General features: G+C 69.1%; 20 protein-coding genes. 12 read left to right on the top strand and 8 right to left on the bottom strand.

Going from position 1 to position 21,892, the window contains the following annotated elements; all coding sequences use genetic code 11:
• Window positions 1-5: 5 nt before the first annotated feature.
• Window positions 6-428, bottom strand: a complete 423-nt coding sequence (locus WMF43_RS00765) for a hypothetical protein (protein ID WP_437684279.1) — start codon at window positions 426-428, stop codon at window positions 6-8.
• Between the two features lie 160 nt (window positions 429-588).
• Here WMF43_RS00765 and WMF43_RS00760 point away from each other — a divergent pair, with 160 nt between their 5' ends.
• Window positions 589-957 (top strand): fimbrial biogenesis chaperone, encoded by a 369-nt coding sequence (locus WMF43_RS00760; protein ID WP_437676671.1) that lies wholly within the window; start codon window positions 589-591, stop codon window positions 955-957.
• 810 nt (window positions 958-1,767) lie between these two features.
• Here the strand turns inward: WMF43_RS00760 and WMF43_RS00755 are convergent.
• Window positions 1,768-2,583, bottom strand: a complete 816-nt coding sequence (locus tag WMF43_RS00755; protein ID WP_437676669.1) for a hypothetical protein — start codon at window positions 2,581-2,583, stop codon at window positions 1,768-1,770.
• A 381-nt stretch (window positions 2,584-2,964) separates the two neighbouring features.
• Here WMF43_RS00755 and WMF43_RS00750 point away from each other — a divergent pair, with 381 nt between their 5' ends.
• From WMF43_RS00750 to WMF43_RS00735, 4 genes are all read left to right on the top strand, one after another.
• Window positions 2,965-4,533, top strand: coding sequence for a protein kinase domain-containing protein (locus tag WMF43_RS00750; RefSeq protein WP_437676668.1), 1,569 nt, complete (start codon window positions 2,965-2,967; stop codon window positions 4,531-4,533).
• Window positions 4,499-5,743 carry a hypothetical protein gene (locus WMF43_RS00745; RefSeq protein WP_437676666.1) on the top strand — a complete coding sequence of 415 codons (1,245 nt, stop codon included), beginning with the start codon at window positions 4,499-4,501 and terminating at the stop codon, window positions 5,741-5,743. The genes WMF43_RS00750 and WMF43_RS00745 overlap by 35 nt, the downstream gene beginning before the upstream one ends.
• 4 nt (window positions 5,744-5,747) lie before the next feature.
• Entirely contained in the window at window positions 5,748-7,157 is a 1,410-nt protein-coding gene (locus tag WMF43_RS00740; RefSeq protein WP_437676664.1) for an RCC1 domain-containing protein, read from the top strand.
• Between the two features lie 139 nt (window positions 7,158-7,296).
• Window positions 7,297-8,310, top strand: a complete 1,014-nt coding sequence (locus WMF43_RS00735; RefSeq protein WP_437676662.1) for a hypothetical protein — start codon at window positions 7,297-7,299, stop codon at window positions 8,308-8,310.
• Between the two features lie 20 nt (window positions 8,311-8,330).
• On the opposite strand, the gene WMF43_RS00730 is transcribed toward WMF43_RS00735, so the two are convergent.
• Together WMF43_RS00730 and WMF43_RS00725 are read right to left on the bottom strand one after the other, a co-directional pair.
• Window positions 8,331-9,743: a sigma 54-interacting transcriptional regulator gene (locus tag WMF43_RS00730; RefSeq protein ID WP_437676661.1), complete on the bottom strand. Its 1,413-nt coding sequence runs from the start codon at window positions 9,741-9,743 to the stop codon at window positions 8,331-8,333.
• 7 nt (window positions 9,744-9,750) lie between these two features.
• Complete coding sequence (locus WMF43_RS00725; RefSeq protein ID WP_437676659.1) at window positions 9,751-10,896, bottom strand: 2'-deoxycytidine 5'-triphosphate deaminase; 1,146 nt, start codon at window positions 10,894-10,896, stop codon at window positions 9,751-9,753.
• 795 nt (window positions 10,897-11,691) lie between these two features.
• Between WMF43_RS00725 and WMF43_RS00720 the strand changes: the two genes are divergently transcribed.
• The 4 genes from WMF43_RS00720 (at window position 11,692) to WMF43_RS00705 (ending at window position 13,800) form a co-directional block, all read left to right on the top strand.
• Window positions 11,692-12,192, top strand: a complete 501-nt coding sequence (locus WMF43_RS00720) for an RNA polymerase sigma factor (protein WP_437676657.1) — start codon at window positions 11,692-11,694, stop codon at window positions 12,190-12,192.
• Window positions 12,189-12,518 (top strand): hypothetical protein, encoded by a 330-nt coding sequence (locus WMF43_RS00715; protein ID WP_437676656.1) that lies wholly within the window; start codon window positions 12,189-12,191, stop codon window positions 12,516-12,518. Before WMF43_RS00720 ends, WMF43_RS00715 begins: the two co-directional genes overlap by 4 nt.
• Window positions 12,509-12,835, top strand: coding sequence for a hypothetical protein (locus tag WMF43_RS00710; protein ID WP_437676655.1), 327 nt, complete (start codon window positions 12,509-12,511; stop codon window positions 12,833-12,835). The genes WMF43_RS00715 and WMF43_RS00710 overlap by 10 nt, the downstream gene beginning before the upstream one ends.
• Window positions 12,836-13,065: 230 nt before the next feature.
• Window positions 13,066-13,800: a hypothetical protein gene (locus tag WMF43_RS00705; RefSeq protein ID WP_437676653.1), complete on the top strand. Its 735-nt coding sequence runs from the start codon at window positions 13,066-13,068 to the stop codon at window positions 13,798-13,800.
• 596 nt (window positions 13,801-14,396) lie between these two features.
• Here WMF43_RS00705 and WMF43_RS00700 read toward each other — a convergent pair.
• Together WMF43_RS00700 and WMF43_RS00695 are read right to left on the bottom strand one after the other, a co-directional pair.
• Complete coding sequence (locus WMF43_RS00700; protein ID WP_437676651.1) at window positions 14,397-14,759, bottom strand: hypothetical protein; 363 nt, start codon at window positions 14,757-14,759, stop codon at window positions 14,397-14,399.
• Window positions 14,756-15,055 carry a hypothetical protein gene (locus WMF43_RS00695; protein WP_437676649.1) on the bottom strand — a complete coding sequence of 100 codons (300 nt, stop codon included), beginning with the start codon at window positions 15,053-15,055 and terminating at the stop codon, window positions 14,756-14,758. The genes WMF43_RS00700 and WMF43_RS00695 overlap by 4 nt, the downstream gene beginning before the upstream one ends.
• A 241-nt stretch (window positions 15,056-15,296) precedes the next feature.
• Between WMF43_RS00695 and WMF43_RS00690 the strand changes: the two genes are divergently transcribed.
• Window positions 15,297-16,184 (top strand): hypothetical protein, encoded by an 888-nt coding sequence (locus WMF43_RS00690; RefSeq protein WP_437676648.1) that lies wholly within the window; start codon window positions 15,297-15,299, stop codon window positions 16,182-16,184.
• Between the two features lie 230 nt (window positions 16,185-16,414).
• On the opposite strand, the gene WMF43_RS00685 is transcribed toward WMF43_RS00690, so the two are convergent.
• Both WMF43_RS00685 and WMF43_RS00680 read right to left on the bottom strand, forming a co-directional pair.
• The gene (locus WMF43_RS00685) at window positions 16,415-17,533 is read right to left on the bottom strand and encodes an IS1 family transposase (RefSeq protein WP_437676646.1); all 1,119 of its coding nucleotides are present in this window, start codon (window positions 17,531-17,533) and stop codon (window positions 16,415-16,417) included.
• Window positions 17,534-17,841: 308 nt separating this feature from the next.
• Window positions 17,842-18,120 carry a hypothetical protein gene (locus WMF43_RS00680; protein WP_437676645.1) on the bottom strand — a complete coding sequence of 93 codons (279 nt, stop codon included), beginning with the start codon at window positions 18,118-18,120 and terminating at the stop codon, window positions 17,842-17,844.
• Between the two features lie 298 nt (window positions 18,121-18,418).
• Between WMF43_RS00680 and WMF43_RS00675 the strand changes: the two genes are divergently transcribed.
• Window positions 18,419-19,234 (top strand): hypothetical protein, encoded by an 816-nt coding sequence (locus tag WMF43_RS00675; protein WP_437676643.1) that lies wholly within the window; start codon window positions 18,419-18,421, stop codon window positions 19,232-19,234.
• A 254-nt stretch (window positions 19,235-19,488) separates the two neighbouring features.
• Window positions 19,489-21,084 carry a hypothetical protein gene (locus WMF43_RS00670; RefSeq protein WP_437676641.1) on the top strand — a complete coding sequence of 532 codons (1,596 nt, stop codon included), beginning with the start codon at window positions 19,489-19,491 and terminating at the stop codon, window positions 21,082-21,084.
• Window positions 21,085-21,892 lie beyond the last annotated feature (808 nt).

The following is a 21,892-nucleotide window of genomic DNA, read 5'->3' as shown; positions in this document are numbered from 1 at the left end:
CGCCCTCACCTCGCCCGTGGAGCACGTCGACAGCCTGTTCGAGCGGGGGATGGGGTACCGGAGCAGCACCCCACTCCCGCCGCCCGCGCCAGACGCCGCTGCTGCGCCTCGACCTGCACGACCGCCGCGGCGAGCAGCCGCGCCGAGGAACTCGACAAGGGCCGCGCGAACGCGGTCCCGACGGGCATCCCGAGGCTCCGGGCGACCTCGCTGACCTGCTCCCCCTCCCCGACGAGGATCAGCACCCAGCGTTCCCGGAACTCCACCAGCCAGAGCAGCTCCAGGAGGGCGCGCGGTTCGACCTCGCCGTGGGGCGACGGAACCCGCTCCCGGCGGGCAACGTGGGCCAGCGGGTCGGGCACGGCCACCTCCCGGCGGCGGTACGCCTTCTCGTGGTAGTGTGCCGCGGTGTAGACCGCGATCCCCACGAGCCAGCACTGGAGGACGCGCCACGGGTGCAGCCCCGGCTCCGGTCGGTACCTGCCCTCCCGGACGGCGTATCCGGACGGCCACGACGGCGCGGATGAGACAGAGCCTCGTGAGACCGAGAACCTTGACGCGCGCCAAGCTCAGATCTAACGGCAAGTAATGTCTATTACCCTCTACCAAAGTCCAATAATCTATCCGGCAGACCACCGAGAGGTCGCCGTAGAAGTTAGAAACAACGGCGATAAACCGACTCTCGTGCAAGCCTGGCTGGACAGGGGCGATGCCGACCAGGCCCCGGATACGATCAATGTGCCGTTCTTGCTGACTCCGCCGATCTTTCGGATCGACCCAGGCCATAGACAGACCTTGCGCATAACCTATGCGCCTTCGGGCGAGCACCTTCCACAGGACCGCGAGTCGGTGTTCTGGCTCAATGTACTAGAGGTTCCGCCAGCTGGTGCGAATGTACTCGCGACTCGTTCGCGCATCAGTTTGTTCTATAGACCACAGGGGTTGACCAGTGGCTGATTCTGACATGTTGCAGTGGTAGCGGTGGCAATCTTACCGCCGCTCACCTCCGACGATCTCGCGTGCCTCGACCCCCCCCGAGCACCCCTCCCCGCCACAGAGCCGAACGGTGCGTCCGCCGCGGACGAACCGGGGATGGGCACGGCGCCGACGTGGGACCAGCGCACGCTCGACACGCGCGATCTGGGCGGCGATCTGCGTGGCCGAACCCCGAGCGCCACGCTCAAGAACCTGAACCGGAGCGGCAGGAGAAAATCAAGAAGCAGGCCGAGATCACGGAAGGACTAGAAATTGCCTATCAGAATGAGCTGGCCAAAGCGGCAGGCGATCGTGCCGACGCAAAAATTGAACAACTGAAGTTGAACGTAGTGCGCTCGAGGCAGCGACTGGATGAGATTAAAGGAAACTTCGAAAGCGTCGCTCGTCCGTGCAACTGCGCTCCAGGTGATCCCTTGTGTAACTGCCTCTAGAGTGATGATGCGCACCGGGTCGCTGTAACGCGGTGCTGGTTCATCAGGCTTCTGGCCCCGTCGCTGCCCCATCCACCGCGCTCCCGTCCCGAGTGTCCAGACTGCTTCAGGGCCCAGGCTTGCCCGGCCGCCGCGCGGCTCCGTCCCTCTTCGATCCACCCGAGGGCTCCCGTTCACATGCGCACGTGAATCCGTTCACATGCGCACGTGAATCGTGGAACCGGAGCGGTGCGCGACGTGCATGCCCGGCCTCTCGGCCGCTTCGATGGCGGGATCGCGGCCCGCGCCGGCGTGCTGGAGGATCCCCATCCCGAAGTCGACCCCGTCGATCCTGCGGCGCTCACCCCCCGGAGCCGGTGTCGAACGTGGCTTCCAGGCTGAGGCGGTAGCTGCCGTCGCCGGGGCCGTCGAGGGTGAGCACCTGCGGGCGGGTCCCGATGGGACACACGGGATTCGAGGCGTCGTCGCAGCCGTGCCACTGCGACCCGAGGCCTCTCGCCACATCCTGCCAGATGGGGAGCAGCTCGTGGAAGTAGCCGTCCTCGATGCCGACGTAGACGGCCGCCGCTCGACCGATGTAGTCGTCGCCGCGGCGGCTTGATGCGCTGTACGCCGGGCTGCCCGCGAGCTCGTCGTTCACGTGCTTGAGCGCCGACGGGAGCGCCGAGTCGATCCATGGCACCTGCTCGACATGCCGCACGAGCACGCTGCGCAGCCGCCCGGCCGTCTCGCGCAGGTCGTCGCGGACCTGCGCCTTTCCGCCGTGATCCTCGTCCATCGCTACGTAGATGACGCCCGCCACCCCGGGCTGCTGGCCGTCGTCGAACACATCGTCGCGGCTCATCGAGAAGGCGGCGCCGAAGCTGATATCTCCGACGAGATCCGGGATCGCCACAGAGGTCCCCGGGCGGACCTGATCTCCGAACGTCCGGAGCTCGTCGTGCACCACGACCTCCGTGGAGCTCGCCTCTCCGAACTGCGATTTGAAGCGGATCATTCCCAGATAGGGCTCGTCGCCGCGGAGGGTATCGCTCCGTTCGACCACGGTCAGGCGGGTCGCCTTGACGGAGAACGTCCCCCCGAGACAGGCCGACAGCGCCGCGACGGCAGCGCCGGCCGCCACAATGGCGAGGATATGACGAACACTCGATTTCATAGGTAACCTCTTCTCCATGGGTTCACGTGGTGACGGCATGGTGAAGCCTGCCCACCGCGCCGCCGTGCACGGAGACTCAGATTTTCAAGATGTGTGCCTCACGCCGGCGGCGCCCGGCGACGAGCTGCTCGAACATCGCGCCGGCGAGCGTGGAGCTCCGAAGCTCGGGTGACATGTCATGTGACATGTAACGCGAGCAGACCGGGAGCAGCGCGACGCGGGGCGGCGCCCGGCATCTCCCGGCGCACCGGCAGGCACATCGCGGCAGACGGGGTCGGCAGCAGCGATGCTCCGCCGGGATCAGCCGCGAAAACCCCTTGTGGCCGAGTCGGCTCCGCGCAACATGTTGCGCCGTAACGCGGTCACCCCACGGGCGCTGGTATGTCCTTCGTGTACGGGCTTTCGCAAGGGATCGTCGTCCTTGGCCGCTACCGGCTCGACGCGGTGCTCGGGCGCGGCGGCATGAGCGTGGTCTGGAGCGCGACGAACCTGGCGACGCGCCGGCGCGTGGCGCTCAAGTTCTTGAAGCGCGCGGCGCCCCGGGGGTCGCGGGGATGGCGGCGGCTCGCCCGTGAGGCGCGGGCGCACGTGGAGCACCCGCACGTCGTGGGCGTGATCGACCTGCTGGAGATCGATGCGTCGACGCCCGTGCTGGTCATGGAGCTGCTCCACGGGCGAACGTTGCGGTCCGAGCTGCGCGAGCGAGGGAGCCTGTCGCTCCAGAGAACGGCGGACCTGCTCTGTCCGGTGATGGCGGCGGTGGGCCACGTGCACGCCCTCGGCTTCGTGCACCGCGACCTGAAGCCCGAGAACATCTTCGTCCTCGCCGGCCCCGGCGAGCGCCCCGGGGTCAAGGTGATCGACTTCGGCGTCGTGAAGTGCCTCGCGGGCGATCCCGACGACGTGGGCGCGAGCCTCACGACGGAGGGGACGGCCATCGGAACGGTGGGTTATGCCGCGCCCGAGCAGGGGCTCGGGGGCAAGGAGGTCGACGGGCAGGCGGATGTCTGGTCGCTCGGCGTCGTGTTGCACGAGTGCCTGACGGGCGCGCGGCCGGTGCCCGGCGACACCTGGGCCGTTTACCTCGAGGCGAGCCTCCGCCGGGGCGCCGTCGACGCCGAGGAGCTCGGCGCGGCGGTGCCGCCCGAGGTAGGGGCGCTGATCGACCGGATGCTGGCGCCGCGGCGCGAGGAGCGTCCGACGGTGCGCGAGGTGTTCGAGCGGCTGCGCGTGTATTCGAGCGATCCGGACGCGCCCTTCGCACTGCCGGCGGTCACGCCGCTCCCGGCGCGCACGCGGGCCGGCGCGTCGGGCGGCACCACCGAGCCGGATCCCGAGAGCACCGGCTCCGTCGCGAGCACCCGCGCAACGACGGTGACCGAGGAGGGCGCTACACCCCGAGCGGGGGGTGCGCCGGCCGCGCGAGAGGGCGGCCCGGCGTCGGCCTGGCGGCGCAGGGCTGCCTGGGGCAGCTTGCTCGCGGGGTGCGCGTTGGCGACGCTCGCGACGTTGTCCCTCCGGGCGCCGGCCGTGCCGAAAGTGGAAGCGTTCGCGCCAAACGTTGCTTTCCGTATGCCCCTTTCGCCGGCGCAGGAGAGCCGGCCGCCGTCGGAACCGGCCCTGTCGGCCGTACCGGCGCCGGCGGCAACACCCGCGGTGCGTCGGCCGCGGAGATCGCCGCCGCCGGTGCGGGCCTCACCGCCGCGGCAGCAGCCGGAGGTTGCGCGCGAGGGTGACGCCAGCGGCGCGAGCCTGCCTGCTCCGCCGGCGACCGCGAGCCCCGACATGCCCGTCGCGGCGGGCACCGGGACCCCTGTGGCGAGCGCGCGGCCGACGGCGATCAGCCCTCCCGAGGAGGGCGCTCGCGAACCGCATCACGGAAATACTCCGACGCAGGACGGAAGGTCAGAGAGCCTTGTACGCGAACTCCAAGACGAGCCCCCCTACTAAACGCGTCTTTCGATTTCTTCCGGCATCGAGCGGCATCGCGGTGTCGCCTGGCCTCCTGGCCCGGGATCCAGCGCGAGCCGGCGTGCCTGCGCCCGCGCGCTCCGCGCGGCGGGACGTGCTCGCGCTTCTCCTGCGGGCTCTGTCCGGCGCGGTTCGGCCCTCGTGCATCCCGCCGCGCCGCGCCGTGACATCCCGCGGCCAGAGGCGCCTGCGCGGGCTGTGCTGCGGCGCCCTCCTCGCCGTGACGCCGGGCGCGCTCCCTTCCGCGGCGGCGCAAACCACCCACGTGCAAAGCCGCGTCGCCGTCGCGCGCGACGAGTTCAGGCGCGCCTTCAGCCTGGCCCAGGAGGGACGGTGGGCCGAGGCGCTCGCGGCGTACGAGCGCTCCGAGCGGCTCCGCCCGCACCCGCTCACGACCTACAACATCGCGCTATGCGAGCGGGCGCTCCGCCGGAATACCCGGGCTCGGCGCGCCTTCCTGCGGGCGCTCACGGAGTCGCGCGGCGGAGCCGACATGCGGGGCAAGGAAGCCGATGCGTGGACGCACGTCCGCGCGATCGAGCGCGAGATCGCACGACTCACGCTGACGATCGAGCCGGCCGACGCCGCGATCCGCGTCGACGGCCGCCCGCTGGAGGGCGACCTCCTCGGCGGAGCGCAGGGAACACTCGTCGCCGGCACCCTGCCCGAGGGGCCTGGCCGGCAGGCCCCGGCGGCGCGCTTCGAGGTGCTGCTCGACGCGGGCCGCCACGAGATCGAGCTCTCGCGACCGGGCTACATCGGCCGTCGGGTATCCTGGTCCGCCGCGGAGGGGGCGAGCGGGGCCCTCGCGCTGACGCTGACACCTGCGCCGCGACCTGAACGAGACCGGAATCGCGTCTACGCTGGGGTGTCCTTGGCGAGCCTCGGGGCGCTGGGGCTGATCACCGGGACCATCTTCGGAGCACGCACGCTGGTGCTGAAGAACGAGGCGAACCAGCTGTGCAAAAGCGGGTGTAATCGGGATGGACTCGACGCCGATCACAAGAGCAAGACCTCGGCGAACATCGCCACCGCGACGTTCTTCCCTGGCCTGGTCCTTGCTGGCAGCGGCATGCTGCTGCTCGCGGGTGATGACCCCACGCGTTCAGCTGGCCAACGTTCCGGGACGCACCTGACGGCGGTCGCCGGGCGGAACGGTGCGTTCTTCACGCTGGGGCACTTCTGGTGAGCTCATGGTCCAGTGCTGGCGAATCGCCTCGAGTCCGTTGCTGATCCTCGCGCTCTGCGGCTGCGATGTCATCCTCGACGTCGACGAAGATCGTTCTCCACGCTGCTCGACAGACGAGCAGGACCGCTACCGCTGCAACGGCAACGTTTCGCAGCGGTGCGGGGACGACCTGGAGTGGAGGGACGAGGCCACGTGCACCGATGCAACTCCCGTTTGCTCCGCGTCGAGCGGTCGTTGCGAATCGATAACCCAGGTGGCGGCGGGCGGCGCCCATACGTGCGCGGTGCTGTCCGACGGCACGGTGTGGTGCTGGGGATTGAACGCATCAGGGCAAGTCGGGACCCCACCCTCCCAGAGCGCGCAGGTCCGTACTCCCGCCCCGTTGCAGGGCATCTCCGACGTCCTTCGGATTCAGCTCGGCGGCTCGGACGAGATCGGGCATAGCTGCGCGCTGCTGGAAAGCGGCCAAGTGAGCTGCTGGGGCGCCAACGACGCGCACCAGCTCGGCACCGGGGAGGAGAGCACCGACGACCGGTCCACGCCGGTCGTGGTGCCGGGGATCGAAGGCGCATCGGCGCTCTCGCTTGGATCGCACCACGCCTGTGCAGTGGTCGCGGGAGGGCGGGTTACGTGCTGGGGAGCAAACCAGTTCGGTCAGGCCGGCCAGGACCCCTTGGTGCACCAGACGGTGGCCACGCCGACGCTCGTGGACGGCCTCGACGACGTCGAGGAGCTCGCGGCGGGCGCAATACACACGTGCGCTCGTACGAAGCAGGGCGCGGTCAAGTGCTGGGGTTCGAACGAATCCGGGCAATGCGGCGTCCTGCCGATCAACCCAGGCGGCCCCATCTTGCCGCCGCGGGAGGTTCCTGGCCTGGACGGCGCGAAGAGGATCGCGGCAGGGAGCCATCACACCTGCGCCACCAGCGGTCCGTCCGGCGAAGAAGTGGTGCTGTGCTGGGGGGCTGAAAGCTGCGGGCAGCTCGGAGCAGGCATAACGTGCAACGAGGGATGTCCGGTCCTCTGGGATGAATGCTCGCAAGCTGAGCCCACGCAGGCCACGGCCGGCGAGCGCTCCTTCGCCGTGTCCGAGCTGGCTCTTGGAGCGTACCACACCTGTACCATCAGCTACGCGTCGAACTCCGTCCGGTGCTGGGGCAGGAACAACAGGTTCCAGGTGAAGCAGTCCGACACGAACCCGGTGTTCGATGTGACGCAGACAAATCAGCTGGGAGCACTCCAGGTTAGCGCCGGTGGCTATCACACGTGCATCCTGACAAGCGACGGTGCCATGGTCTGCTGGGGGAGCAATGAGTTCGGCCAGCTCGGCTCGGGTCTTGCAGACCAGCGGCATGGTCCGGCTCGAGTGAGCTGGACTTCAGCGGTGCCCGCGGAGGATTCTCCCGCGCCGTGATGCGCGCGCAGCTCGCGCGAGCTTCGCGGCAGGCGATGGACAAGGGAGCACACCGTTCGACGGATCCATGATCCCACGCTGCGCCGGGGCCCCCGCGCGCACCAGGACCGTACAGCGAACCTCGAGAAAGAGATCCCATATGAACCTGGTTGCTCACCGCCTCCTCGCTGCGCTCAGCTCCGCGGCCTCCTTGCTGCTCCTTTCGTGCAGCGATGTCGAAGCGGCCCCCCCCTCCTCATCCTTCAACCCGCCCGTCCCCGGTGCGGCGGTGGTGGTGGCGATCAACGAGTTATTCGTCGGCGAGACCGATGCTCCGCCGTGGCGCTCCCTCGGCTTCAACCTGGACGGGAAGATCTCGACCGCCGCATCGGAGGACCTGTGCAAGCCAGTTGACGGCGGCCAACCGAACCTTGTCTTCCCTGATGGGGACAACGGGATCGACAACTCGTTCGGCAAGCACCTGCTCCCGCTCATAAAATTTTTCTCCGCCACCCCGTCGAAAGACGTGACGGACGGCATCCAGAAGAGGGGCCACGCTACCCTGCTCATGAGCATCGAGGGGCTCGGCCCGGAGGCGTCCTATCGCCCTCTCGTGACGAAGCTCTACGCCGGCGCGCAGATCACGCCCGCGCCCCGCTGGGACGGCCGCGACGAGTGGCCCGTCGTCCCTCAGCCGCGCGCCGACCGCGACGAGGGCGACCGCTCCGTCACGAGGTTTCCCGAGAGCTACGTCGACGACAACACGTGGTTCTCCGGCGACATGGACGGCGCCGGGGGCACGATCCAGCTGCACCTGAACGTCTTCGGCGAGAACCTCGCGCTCACGATCCGGGCCGCCAGGATGACGGCGGAGCTCGACGCGGACCACAAGTCCGCCCGCAAAGGAGTCATCGGCGGCGTCATCGAGACGGAGGCTCTCGTCGAGGAGGTCAGGTTTCTGATCAGTCGTGTCGCGCCGAGGTACTGTGGAGACGTGGCGATCGAGGCGCTCGTCAAGCAGATCCGGGCGGCCTCGGACATCATGAAGGACGGCACCCAGGATCACGACAAGGTCTGCGATGGCATCTCCGTCGGCCTGGGCTTCAACGCGCGGCAGGTGCAGATCGGGGGAACGGCCCCGTCCGCGGCGCCCCGGTCAGGGACATGCCCGTGACCCGATCGGCGACCGCGCCCTCACGGCTTCTGTGGCCTGTAGTCGTCGACCGAGACGTCGAGCTCCTTCAGCCAACGGTACAGCGTGTTGCGGGAGACGCGGAGGTGCGCGGCCGTGGACGCCACGTTCCCTTGATACCGCTCGAGCAGCTCCCTCAGACCCGCCGCATCCGGCCTGGGGCTGCCCTCCGCCTCCGGCGCGGCGCCCGCCCGCGCCCGCGCGCGGGGGCCAGGCGGCGCGGGATCGGCCGCCGCGCGGGCGCTCCGCCGCAGCTCCGCCATGAGCTCGGGCGAACCGCGGATCGGGTCTTCCGCCGGCGCCTCCAGGACAGCCCGCCGGATGACCGCCGCGAGCTCCCGGATGTTCCGCGGCCAGCGGTAGAGCAGCATCGCGAGCATGAGCTCCTGCTGCACCGGGCGATCCCTGCCGGCGAAGGCGCGCACGAAGTGCCGCACGAGCAACGGGATGTCTTCCACCCGCTCCCGCAGAGGAGGCAACCGGATCGTGCACCCCGAGAGCCGCGCGTAGAGGTCCTCACGAAAGCGGCCCCCCGCGATCATGCCCTCGAAGTCCACGTTCGACGCCGCGACCACACGCGCGTCGACCTTCCGCGCGCTGTCGCCGCCGAGCGGCGTCACCCGGTGATCGTCGAGGAACCGCAGCAGGCTCACCTGGACGTTCGCCGGGGCGTCCCCGATCTCGTCGAGAAAAGCTGTCCCCCGATCGGCGGACGCGAACAGGCCTGGCCGATCCCGGAGAGCCCCGGTGAACGCGCCGCGGACGTGGCCGAAAAGCTCGCTGTGGAGCACCTCGCCGGCGAGCCCGCCGCAGTTGACCGGCTGGAACGCGCCGGCTCGACCGCTCTTCTCGTGGATCTCCCGGGCGGCGAGCTCTTTCCCGGTGCCGGTCTCTCCCCGCAGCAGCACCGGGCCGGCGCCGGGCGCGAAGAGCTCGATCTGGCGCAGCACCCGCGCAAGCGCGTGGCTCCGCCCCACGAGCAGCGTGCTCTTCGGGACGTCGAAGCGAAGCGGCGCGCGGTGGACGAGCAGGAGCACGGGACCGATGGAGAGGACCTCTCCTCCGACGAGGTCGCGGCCATCCGTCACACGCTCGCCGTTCACATAGGTCCCGTTGCGGCTGCCCTTGTCTTCGAGCCGCACGTGATCGGCGTGGGCGACGAGCGCGGCGTGGTGGCGGGAGATGCGGGAGCTGCTCAAGCAGCCCTCGCCGAGGCAGGGGTCGTCGCGCCCGAGGCTCAGGGCGGCGCCCGACGGCAGCGGCTTGCGCGCGCCGAGGAAGCCCTCCTCCGGGTGGTGGACGACGCTCAAGCTCCAGCTCATCTCGCCGCCGCTGTCGGCGGACTCCGGCTCCTCCGAGGCAGTGCTCGTCGCCGTGGTGCTCGGCTCTCGCGTGGGCGCGGACGAGAGAGGCACGCCTGCCCTACTCCGCCCACAGGCCGAGCTGGCGCGACGGATCGGAGACCGCCCTGAACTGCTTCGCGAGCCGCAGGCCTTGACCCTGGTAGTGAGAGTCGAGGTCGACGCCGTACAGCGCAGCCGGCGCCTCGGTGTTCCGGAAGTAACGCAGCCTGAACAGGTGCTGCCCATGCTGCAACAGGAACGGCATATCGCGGTTGCGCACCTCCAGGACGACATGGGCGCCGGCGCCGGACATACCAAAACCGCTGTCGAAGAACCCTGCGTAATGCGTGCGGACCTCCCCGCTCCTCACGTCGAACGCCACCATCTCGGCGCACATCTGGGGCGGGATACGGACCTTCTCGTTCGACGAGAAGATGTAGAACTCCTCCGGAAGCAGGATGAGCGGCTCGCTGCGACGACCCGGGATGTACGTCCAGTAAGGGCGCACCGGGTGGTCCTTCTTCGAGAAATCCACGACCGGAGTCGACTTCCGAGAGACGTACCCGACGGTCTCGTCGCCATGGCCACGCAGCCTGACGGTCAGCAAGATGCCGTCGTCGATCTCCAGGTCCTTGGCTGCGACCGGGATGCCGGAGGCGGTCCGAACCAGCTGGTGCTCATCGATGAGGGCGCGGAGCTCGTCGTCCGGGATGACCGCGTCCTTTCCGGTCAGCAGGCGCAGCTGGACCAGAGAGTCGCCTTCCCGGAGCTTGATCGGGAACGATCGGGTCATCAGGTCCAGGTACATCTTGCCGCGGTAACCATGAGGAATCGAGTCGAAGACGTGCCCGTCCTCCGTGATCACGCGGGCCAGCATGTCGAGGCGCCCCGCCGAGCTCTTCGGGTTGGCGGCGCCCCAGACATGCTCGGGCAGCGCGAGCTCTTCACACAGCGGGATCAGGTAGGTCTTGTTGCACTCGAAGACGTACCCGTCCCTCAGGTCGATCTCGTACATGGCAAACTCGTCGAGCAGCGAGGTCGCCGTGCTGCGCGCCCCGGGCACGGGCAAGAAGCTGCACCGGGTGCGATAGGCCTTCGGACCGAGCCGCAGGTCGACGCTGTTCGGCTGAAACTGCGCCGGCGACAGGCCTGCGGCGGCCGTGATCGCCCCTGACGCAGCAAGCTGGCGAAGGTCCTGGATCGGCAAGATACCGGAACTCGACATGGCCACACCACGCTCCCCATCGCACCATCGCACGCGGCACGTGCAAGCTCAAGATCCGTCGATCTCGACGCTCCTGACCACGGATGATCCCGCCGCTCGTTCACACCTGCCCGAAGGCCTCCTCCATATGCTCGCGGGCCTCGCGGGCTTCGCGGGGCGTGTCGTCGGGCCACACGGGCGCGGCGGCTGCGGCGGCCCGTTGCTCGACGCCGAGCGCTCGGATCCGTTCACATGCGCATGTGAACGCATTGGTAATGCTCAACTTTGAGTCTCAGTGCTCAACTTTGCCTGATCGGCGTGGCGACTAGGGATCTCGCCTCGTAAGTTCGGCCGCAAGCAAGTGCTGCCCGCGTGCGTTGGCGCGCACCGGGCAGCGTGGCCGAACCCCGCAGCAACGAGGTCCGACATGTCCGTTGTACAGCTACGCCCGAATTTGGGCAAAGGGAGTCGTGCGCCCAAGGGCCGCCGCGGCTCCGTCTGCCTCACCCGAGACGAGAGCGCCGCCCTGCGCGCCGCGCTCAAGAACCTGAACCGGAGCCGCACGTGGGCCGAGATGGCACGCGAGATCGGCGTCACCGCCGACACGCTCCGCTTCTGCGCGAACGGGCACACGCCCGGGTCGCCAGGCCTCGCCTTGCGCGTGGCGCGGCTGGCTGGGCTCAGCCTTGAGCGCATCCTCACGCCAGGGCCTACCGGCCCGTCCATCTGCCCGACCTGCGGGAGGAGCGGGTGACGAGGCCGCGGAAGGGGGCGTCGAGCCCGCCTGCCGCACGACACCCCAGGAAGAAGCCGACGATGCAGGCGCTCCTCGCCGAGCGCGGCATCGTTCGCGCGACGCTCGCCGGCATCCCGCGACGCGACCGCGACGACGTAGAGGCCGAGGTGTTCATCGCCGCGTGGAAGGCCGTCCGGCGCGGCAAGTACCGGCCGGACCCTAAGGACAAGCCCCGGGACGCGATGCGCAAGTGGCTGCACGGCATCGCCTGGAGGCAGGCGTCCAAGTACTTCGCGGCCGCGTACACGAGGAGGATCGTCCTTGACCCGCAACCTCTCGGCCGGCTCCGAGGCATCGTTGGCGTGAACGTCGACGCGCAGTTGGAGGCGCGCGACCTGCTCAGGGCGATCGGCAGGCTCAAGCCAGAGCATCAGGCGATCCTGCTGGCCGTCGACAGCCCGGAGAGCATGGTCGAGTACGCCCGGTGCCGCGGCATGAACCCGAACAGCGCCGCCACCCGGCTCAAGATCGCCAGGGAGGCGCTTTCCCTCTCGCTCCGTCGGTGGAGGAGATGCCGATGAAGCGCGAGCACAAACTCGGCCTGCCCAAGGGCGCGATCGTCACGCGCTACAAGACCCACAGGCGCAAGGTGCGGCTCATGAACGGCCGCACCGTCGTCGTGGTCTTCGAGGAGACGTGGACCCGGAACCTGCTCCGCATCCCGGACCGGGTGACCGAGCGGCACCTTCGCGAGCTCCGCCGCGCCGGGTTCGAGCTCTGGACGGACGTCTTCGGCCGGCCGATTGCCAAGGCGCCCGGCGCGCCCTGGTTCAACGATGCCGCGTTCGAGATCGCACGCTGGCGCTTCATCCAGCGGCGCAGCCTCCGGAGGCGACGATGCCGGTAAAACCGCGCAGTCCGAGCCGACTCTACCGCGTCACCGTCACCGCGCGCCCGGTGACCTGCAAGGTCTCGCCCGCGGACATCGAGCGCTACCTCGTCGCTCGTGGGTACCGCCCCGAGTACAAGAAGCGCCGCGGTTGGCCGGCCAGCGTGCCGACCAACTACCGACGGCGGGCCCAGGAGTACATCCCGTCCCCCAGGGACACGTACTCCACGCTGGCGCGGGTCATCGAAGCCATCGCCCTCCACGAAGGCTGCTTCCCGGGCGATGTCCTGCGCGAGGTCGCCGCCATGGCGCAGATGGCCGAGGACGGCGGGTAGACCGGCGCGACGCTTGAGGGCCCGGCGAGCCGCCGTCGCCGCGACCCGGGGCATGCTGCGCTTGCTTCGCTCGCGGGCTCGCTGGCGCGACCTCAGGTAGGGCTCGCCCAGAGCTTCGTCCTGCGCGAGATCGACGCCCGGCGCAGGTGGGGCCTCGATGACTGTTTAAACAGTCACGAAAGCGGACGATTGCTGCACGGATCGCTTGCGCCGTGGAGGCTCCGTGAGCTATGGACGTCCTCGTGAGCAAGGTCTCGCTGGAGATGACAGCTGCGCAGCGTCTGATCGACCTCTTCAAGTCGGCGGATGACTGCCGCCGCGCTTACGAGGCGGCCGGGATGAAGCTCCCGGAGCCGCTCCTGCGCTTCTACGGTGAAGAGGACGCAGCGCGCAGTGGAGACGACGGGCGCCCGCGCATGGTTGTCCCCGCTCCGTCCAGACCGCCGGCTCCGGCCGAGGCGGGCGATGACTGGATCTGGATCGAGATCGAAGCCATGAAGGCCACGAACCTAACGCTGGGCGTGCTCCGTGGCGCGCGGAAGCCCATGGCGCCCGCGGCGATCTCCGAGGCGTTAGGGCGGATGGGGGTTGACGTGAGCAGGGGCACGATCGCCAATGTAGGCACCCGGCTGTCAGGATCGCTCATCGAGAGAGGGGACGAGGGGTGGGTTCTCGCCGAAGGAGCCGCTGCCCCCGTCCTGTTCGGGGGCTACGCATGGGGCCCGCCCGACGTCTTTGAGGCGCAGGAACTGGCCTCCCATCGGAGGATGGGGATCGTGCATCTCCTCAAGGTTCAGCCGGACGGGATGCAGATGATGCAGATCGCCAACACGCTCGCGGAGAGCTGCCAATGGATCAAAGCGCCGGTCAACAAGGACCTCGTCAAGGCGGACCTGGAGGCGCTGGATGAGCTTGGACTCGCCAAGCGCATGGCCGGCCACTCCGGCAAGTGGAGGGCGGCGTGATGACGGCTACCACTTCCGCGATGAAGTGGCTCGTGACGCGTCGCGGGGAGGACGGCAACTAGGAGGTGAGCACGAAGTACTAGGTTCAAGAAAGCGGAACGCCCCGGAGACTGTGGCGGTCTCCGAGGCGCGGCGCGATGCCCATGCTTGCGGGCGTCGCGCTGGAGGGCATGGGACACCCTTTCCACACGGGAAGATACGCCCTCGCCGCGCAGCACGCAAGCGAGCCGACCCGGCCGGACCGGTCCTGGCTGGGTCCCTGATGGAGGATGTGCGCACATGCGTACCCCGATTCTTCGGATTTTCCCGTGGGCCGCTGGTCAGGACGATGCTCCTGACTCGCAAGACGCCAACCCCATCCCGCCCGCGCCGCTAGTGCGTCGGGAGCCCAACCGGAAGCAGTTCCGCCCGAAGCCGCCGCCCACGCCGCGGAGGATCCGGCGGCAGAACGAGTAGCAAGCGACCACACGCCGGGGGGCGGCGGGCGTGCTAGGCGTCCCCCCCCCCGCGTGTGGCTAGCGCGCCGGGCTGGCCGCGCCGGCTCGGTGTCGCAGTGAGCGTCACGCGTCCACCACCTCAGCCAATAGTAACGTGGGCTACGAGCCCCGTTTCGCCGCGCCCTTGGGCGCATTGGCGGGCGGCTCCGGCGGCATGTGCCGCTCCGGATCCCACCCCTTCGCGCGTAGCTCCCGGTTCAGCAGCTCCCTGAAAGCAGTCCCCTCGGTCGCCCGCGCTTCGATGCCCTGCGCCCGCAGGGCGATGGCCCGCTGCTTCGCGAGCCACTTCAGGCCGGCCCGCTCTTCCTTGCTGAGCCGGATCGTCACGTTCTCCGTCAGCCTGACCTCGCCGTCATCCAGTTCCATGCGGGCCGTCATAGCGCCGCCCGACGGCGGATGCACGACCGGCGCACGACGTTGCGCGGCAGACGTCGTGCGGCTCCGCGCCGCGCGGGCGGTCACGCCACCCTCCGCGCCGCGCTGACCACGTCCCAGCACACCGTGACGTCGTAGGGGTGGCGCACCGGCGCGAAGCCCGCCGCGGTGAGCGCCTCCGCGATCTCGACCAGCATCTTGATCTCGGCGCAGCGGCTCGCGGCGTTGAGGATGGTCACCTCGGCCGTGGTGCCGTGCGCCCGGCGAACGACGATCGTCCCCTCGCTGCCCGGCGCGGTGAACTGCCCGCCCTTGAACGCGAACGAGGTGCGGAAGGCCGTCGCGAGGGCCGGGATGATCGTCTCGTTCGCCGTCGTCGTCATGCCCAGAACATGACCACATCGCCTTGCACGCGCAAGACGTTGCAAGACAATTGTCTTGCATAAGGTAGGACATGGTGCGCACCTGCGTCTGTCACGGCTGACGCTGGCAGGGCGCTTCGGGCACCGAAGCTACGGCCAGCGGCCGCGTCCGCCGTGCCGAGGCTCTATGTCAACCCGTACGCCAACGGCGCGCCTTGGCTCCGCGCATGCTACGCTCGACGCCCCGCCGCGGGCTGCGACCATGGACATCACCAAGAGATTCAGTATGTACGCATTCGAGATGACGGCCACCAAAAGTGGTGTGTACACATGGTCTGAAGACGTGCTCATGTCGACCCTGGGATATGAGACGCGAGAGCCGTTCCGTAAGGCAGTGCGCAAGGCCATGCAAGCATGCCTTACAATGAACATAGAACCGCACAACGACTTCATCAAAGATGACGACGGGTATAGGTTTACCAGGTTCGCCTGTTATCTGATCGTCATGAGCTGCGACACGAAGAAGCCTCGTGTCGCGCAGGTGCAATTGCAGTTTGCGGCCCTGGCCAACACGATCCCAGATCCGCGCGTACAGGCTGCGCGCGTCGACCGCACAATCATTCGCGAAAAGGTAGCGGACGGGATGAAGTCGCTCTCTGCGACCGCACAGAGCCACGGCGTAGTAGATTACGCGCGGTTCATGGACGCCGGTTACAGAGGTATGTACAACAGTAGCTTGGCCGAACTTGAGCACATCAAGGGCATCCGGCCAGGCGAGCATTTGCTCGACCGCATGGATCAAACCGAATTAGCGGCAAATCTATTCAGGATCACTCAGACTGATAAGAAAATCGAAAAGGAGAACGTTCACGGCCAAGCCGCTCTTGAGAATACGGCGAGTGAAGTTGGCTCAGTCGTTCGCAATGCCATGCTCCAGCTTGGTGGCACTGCGCCAGAGAGCTTGCCAATCACAGAACACATCGACGAAGCCAAGAAAAAGCTCAAGTCGGCTCGCAAGAAAATGAAGAAACTCAACGCCACCAAGGAGCGCGATGAGCTTCTGTTCAAGGTCGTTGAAGAGCGCGATCTGATCGACGAAGAGTCGGCGGAAGAGGATCCAGGCTACACCCCTGACCCCGAAGAAGACTAAGGGTAGACCATGGCCGCGCAACATACCTTCCCGCTTCGTCGTATACTGAGTCACTCACAGTACCGCGACGGATTTTGGGACGGACTCGAATGCGGCCATAGCGTGCCGTGCGATTCTTACAGGCACGATCTGTCCGGCAACACGACGAGCCGGATGCACTCACGGCGGTTCCGTCGGTGCCAGCAATGTGCGACAAAGACGCCACCGAAGCCGTGAGGCGCGCGGCGCGCTCATCCCTGGTCGCCGAACAGGCTCAACTGCACCATCCGCCTCGGGCCCGGCGCATGCGGCGGTTCTGACGGCGGGGGTTCCGGATCCGGCTGAGCCGGCGCGGGTGCCGCTGCGGGCGCAACGGGCGGCGGCTGCGGGGCGGAGGGAGCGACCGGGGTAGCCGGCGCGGCGCCGACCAGCCGCAGGAACCCCCTCCCGTTCGGCAGCGCTCGCGCGGGCGCGGTAGGCGCTCCGGCGGGCGCCTCCGGCAGGCGTAGCGCCTTCGGCTTCGGGGGCTCGGCGGGCACCTCGGCAAGCGCCAAGGTCACGAGTTCCTCGATGCTCCAGACGTGGTCGGTCAGACCGGCCTCCATGGCGGGCGTGACGCGCAGCGCCTCGTGGGGGCGGCAGAAGTTGTAGAACGCCATGTGCAGCGCGACGGCCGCCTTGTGGTGCGGCAGGCGCTTGCTGAACCCGTTGCACAGCCGGGTGAACCTGCGGATGTGCATCCGGATCGTGAGGTTCTGCCGCTCGACGTGGCTCGTGCTGGCGCGCTTCACGTCGGGCACGCCGAAGACGGGCGTGCGCGTGATGAACGGGTCGCGCGGGGGCTCGTAGCGGTGATCGTCGTCCCGCCGAGCCTTCCGGCTGTAGTTCTTGACGACTTGGGCGTAGTCGACGGCGCCCGCGAACGAGTCGCCGACCGCGGCGATGTAGGGCTGCCAGCCGTCGCTGTAGAGCTGCGGCACCGTCACCAGACGGGCGCGCAGGTCGGCGATGAAGGCGCGCGTGTTCTCCTCGTCTCGCTTGCCGACGCGGTAGCTGATGACGAGCTTGGACGTGCTCGCCATGCCGACGAAGACGTACGCCTCGCCCACCTCCGGCGAGTCGCCAGGCTTCACGCGCGCCTGCTTCTTCTGGACGTAGCTCCAGATCTCGTCGACCTGGACCGCCCGGCAGTCGACGTCGCGCACGAGCCGGTTGTGGAGCGCCGCGCAGCCGTCGCCGACGCGCAGCAGCAAGGACAGGATCGCCGGCTGGCTCACCCCGGTGAGCCGCGACGTCGGGCGGATGCCCGCCCCCTCGACCAGATGAGCGACGACTTCGGCGCGCTTCGCCAGCGGCAGCACGTGCGCCATGCAGGGCCTTGCCTTCCCCCGGACGTAGGCCCATGCTCGCGATGCGATGCGCGTTCGGCGGGCCACCGCCGGATGTGTCGCAGCCCCGTCTCGGGTACCAGCCGAGGCGGGGCGCTTTGCTAAGTACCCTGCAATATAGCGCGAAACGCCTTGTCTTCTCGGCATTTTCGGTGCGGCTAGGACACGCGCCGTCATAGCCACAGCGCGTGGTTGCAGCCTGTATGACGGCGTTTTCGCGGGGATGACTGGATGCCGCCGACGAACGGCGTAGCGCCCGTGATAGGGTCTATTGGGGCGACCGCCCCTTATTACTTCCAGGTCGGCGCTGCCGCGACGATCGCATTCATGGCGTCGTCGACGGTGGCGTACTCGTAGCCGGCGAACATGATCGTGTCGCCTTCCTGGAAGTTGATACGAAGCTTCTTCGTGAGCTCGTCGATTGCCTGCTGCTGGGTGGGGTACGCGAGGGTGGTATCGACCGAGACGCCTGGCGGTCCGCTGATTGGGAGCACGCTGGCGATGTACCCCTGCGCCGGGTTGTTGGGGCCGATCGGCCCCTTGTTGATCGTGACGCTGAGAGTAATCATGGCCGGCCTTGTAGCATGCCGGCTCCTGGCTGTCAGGAGGAACACAAGAGGCGCCCTCCTCACCTCGCCAGGTTCAGGGTCGCCGAGGCTGTTGGGTCGGCATTGATCAGTCCCCTCGACCGGATGAAAGTCGACGGGCGGCGTGTGGAGCGAGCGAGCGCTTTGGGCGTGGCTCATGGACCGGATCGACCGTCAAGACCGACCGGGACCCTTTGCTCAAAATTGAGCATTACCAACGCATTCACATGCGCATGTGAACGCTTCCCTTCCGCCCCGCTCGCGCCGTAGTCTCTCGTCCATGCCCCGGAAAACCGTGGAGTCCGTGTCCGAGCAAGCCGCTGCGCCCCGGCCGGGCGCGCGCCGAGGCGCCCGAGCGGCGGGCGCGGCGGGCGCGGCGGGCGCGGCGCCCGCGCCTGGGAAGCGGCCGCTGCCGCCCGCGCTGGCGAAGAACGCCGCCCGGAGCGCCGCGATGAAGCGCGCGCGCCTCGCCGAGCAGGCGCGCGCGGACATCGAGCTCATCAAGCGCCGCCGCGAGCGGATCGCCGAGGACTTCTATGATATCGGGGAGGCGCTCGTCCGCCTCAAGCGCCCCGGCGTTCCCGAGTCGCTCGGCCACAAGAGCTTCGGGGACCTGTGCCAGGCCGAGCTCGGCCTGTCGGCCTCGAAGGCCGCGCAGCTGCTCGCGATCGTGCGCTCCGTGCCGCGCGAGCAGGCGCGCACGCTCGGCCAGGAGCGCGCCGCCGCCCTCCTCGCCCTCGCCGAGGCGACGCCCGAGGACGACAGCACGGTCACGCTCGCGAGCTCGGTCCTGAAGCTCCCGTCCGGCAAGCGCGTCGACATCGCGACGGCGCCCACACGCGCGCTCCGCGAGGCGGCCAAGGAGATCCGGCAGGCCCACGCCGCGCCCGACAAGCCCCGCCGGGGGCTCACCACCACGGCCGCGGAGCGCGCCGCCGCCCTCGCCTTGCAGCGCGCGCTCCGCGATATCGGCCTCGCCGAGGCGCGCGTCGCCGCCGTCGCCCGGCACGGCGGCGGCGCCTTCGTCCGCATCGAGCGCGTTCCGCTCGCCGAGCTCGACCTGCTGCGCAAGGCGCTCAGACCCGGCCGCCAGTAGCCGCGCAGGGCACCGCGGAGCGGTCGAGGCGCGCGCCGCGTCGTCCGCGAGGTCGAGCAGCAACACGCTGCCGTCCAGCGGGCGCGGCGCAGCGAATTCAGCTGTTCGACGTGTGTCGAGGCTCCGCGGGGCGCGTCATAGCCCTGAACGAAGCCGCCCCGCCGTGCATCGAACGGCGCATGAACCTGGGTACTGGACAACGACGCTGCCTTGATGAGCATTGTTATCGCTTGAAATGGCGGATATGGGCAGCCGTGCTACCGACGGTCCTGACGGCGTGTTCGGCCGACGGCGGCGGGGGTGGCGCGGGCGGCCCCGGCGGCGCTGGTGGCGAGACTGCTGGCTCCGGCAGTTCCGGCGGCTCTGGCGGCGCTGGTGGCGAGACTGCCGGCTCCGGCAGCTCCGGCAGCTCCGGCGGCGCTGGTGGTGAGGCCGCAGGCTCCGGCGGCGCTGGCGGCTCAGGCGGCGCTGGCGGCTCAGGCGGCGACGCCGCAGGCTCCGGCGGCGCAGGGGGCTCCGGCGGCGCAGGGGGCTCAGGCGGTCTCGTTGCGTACTGGGTCAAGCAGCTGCCCGGCGTCTCCATCGCGTCCGTCGGTGTGGATGCGGCGTCGAACACCCTGGCGTCCGGCTACTTCAATGCTGAAGTCGATTTCGGCGCCGGGCCCGTCACACCCCTCGACGGGAGCCAGCGCTTCCTGCTCAAATACGATCCGAGCGGCGAGCTCATCTTCCTCAAAACGTTCGGCGCGAGTACAGGGCCGGGAAGCATCGAGATGGACGCGGAGGGAAACATCTTCCTTTGGGGGTCCTGGCATGAGACACTCGACCTCGGGGGCGGCGTGCTCGAGACGGCCGGGGAGGGCAATGACCTCCTCTACCTTGCGAAGCTCGACCCGGGAGGCAACCTCCTGTGGTACGATACGTTCCTCAGCGGATTCCCCACCTGGCTTGACACGCACTGGTTGCTGACCATCGCGGACTTCGCGGTGGACGGCGCCGGCGACGTGATTCTGACCGGCGAATTCGAGGGCGACGTGGAGTTCGGCGACACGGGGGTGCTCTCCGGCGGCGCGTACATCAACGAGGGCGATGCGATGGCCGGCTTCGTGGTGAAGTACGACGGCGCGACCGGAACCCCGCTCTGGAGCGAGCGGATCGGAGGCCCTTGGTACGACGCCATCGCCAGCGTCGACGCGAACGACGCAGGCGAGATCGTCGTCTCCGGTGAGATATCGGTCGCTCCGATAGACTCTCTCGAGTTCAAGCCGAATTGCATGTTCGCAGTGAAGCTCGACCCGACCGGCGAAGAGCTCTGGAGGGTGCAGTCCCACCGGGAGATCAGCGGCGCCGGCTCCGCGCTCAACGCGGTCGACGCGCTCGGAGGCGTCGTGCTCTTGGCGAACGTCCCCCCGAGCACCGACCTAGGCGGCGGGCCGGTCTCTCTCGGCACCGACTTCCGCGTTCGTGTCGCGGCGGCGTTCGACACATCCGGGAGCTACGCCTGGCACAAGCTCCTCCCCGGGACCGAGCTTCTCCAGTTCGGTGTCAGCGACGCGCGGGACGTCCTCCTCGGCGGCACGATGTACAGCTCCATCGAGTTCGACGGCGACGCGCTCGAGAACGCCGGCGGTCCGGGCATTTTCCTGGCCAGGCTGGCCCCGGACGGCGATGTCCTTTTCCGCGGGCTCTTCGGCGACGCGGGACGGCAGCGCCTCGGGAGCCTCGCGGTCGCGGCGGACGGCAGCTCGGTCATCGCGGGCTCTTTTGATGGCACGCTGGCCCTCGGGTCGAGCGTGCTGGTCAACCCGACCGGAGCGGAGGACGCCTTCCTGGCCCGGGTACGTTATTGACCCGCGGAGCACGCGCGCGCCCCGCGTGGTCCGCGGGCTCATCCGATCCGCGAGGGGCGCGCTCCCGGCCGAGCCGGTCCACAGGTCGTCCGTGAGGCCGAGGAGCACCACGGCCCCCGTCCAGCGGGCGCGGCGCAGCGAGAGCGGCCGTTCGATGCGTGTCGACGCGTCGCCGGGCGCGGTACAGCCCTGAACGAAGCGGCGCCGCCACGCATCCAACGGCGCATGGACCTGAGGACTGGGCAACGACTCTGGCTTGATGAACTTGGTTACTCCTTGAGACGGCGGGTCTGGGCAGCCGTGCTGCCGGCGGTCCTGACGGCGTGTTCAGTCCAGAGCGGCGGCGGTGGCGACGGAGGCGGTGGCGCGGGCGGCGAGATCGCGGGCTCCGGCGGCGCGGGCGGCACAGGCGGTGAAGCCTCAGCCTCCGGTGGCGCAGGCGGCGAGGGGGGCGGGACTGCCGGCTCCGGCGGCTCCGGCGGCTCAGGGGGCGCAGGAGGCACCGGCGGCTCAGGGGGTTCCGATGGCGCCGGCGGCCCCGGCGGCTCAGGGGGCGCAGGCGGCTCTGGCGGCTCTGGGGGTTCCGACGGCGCAGGGGGCGTCGGAGGCTCCGGGGGCTCAGGGGGCGCAGGCGGCTCAGGGGGCATCGGAGGCTCAGGGGGCGCAGGCGGCTCAGGGGGCATCGGAGGCTCAGGGGGCATCGGAGGCTCAGGGGGCTCAGGGGGCGCAGGCGGTTCTGGCGGCTCTGGGGGTTCCGATGGCGCCGGCGGCTCTGGCAACTCTGGGGGTTCCGATAGCGCCGGCGGCT

The organism is Sorangium sp. So ce131, from assembly GCF_051519095.1.
Classification (GTDB): Bacteria; Myxococcota_A; Polyangia; order Polyangiales; family Polyangiaceae; genus Sorangium.
The sequence above is the reverse complement of the archived record's forward strand: the minus strand, read 5'-3'. Positions and strand labels throughout refer to the sequence as shown.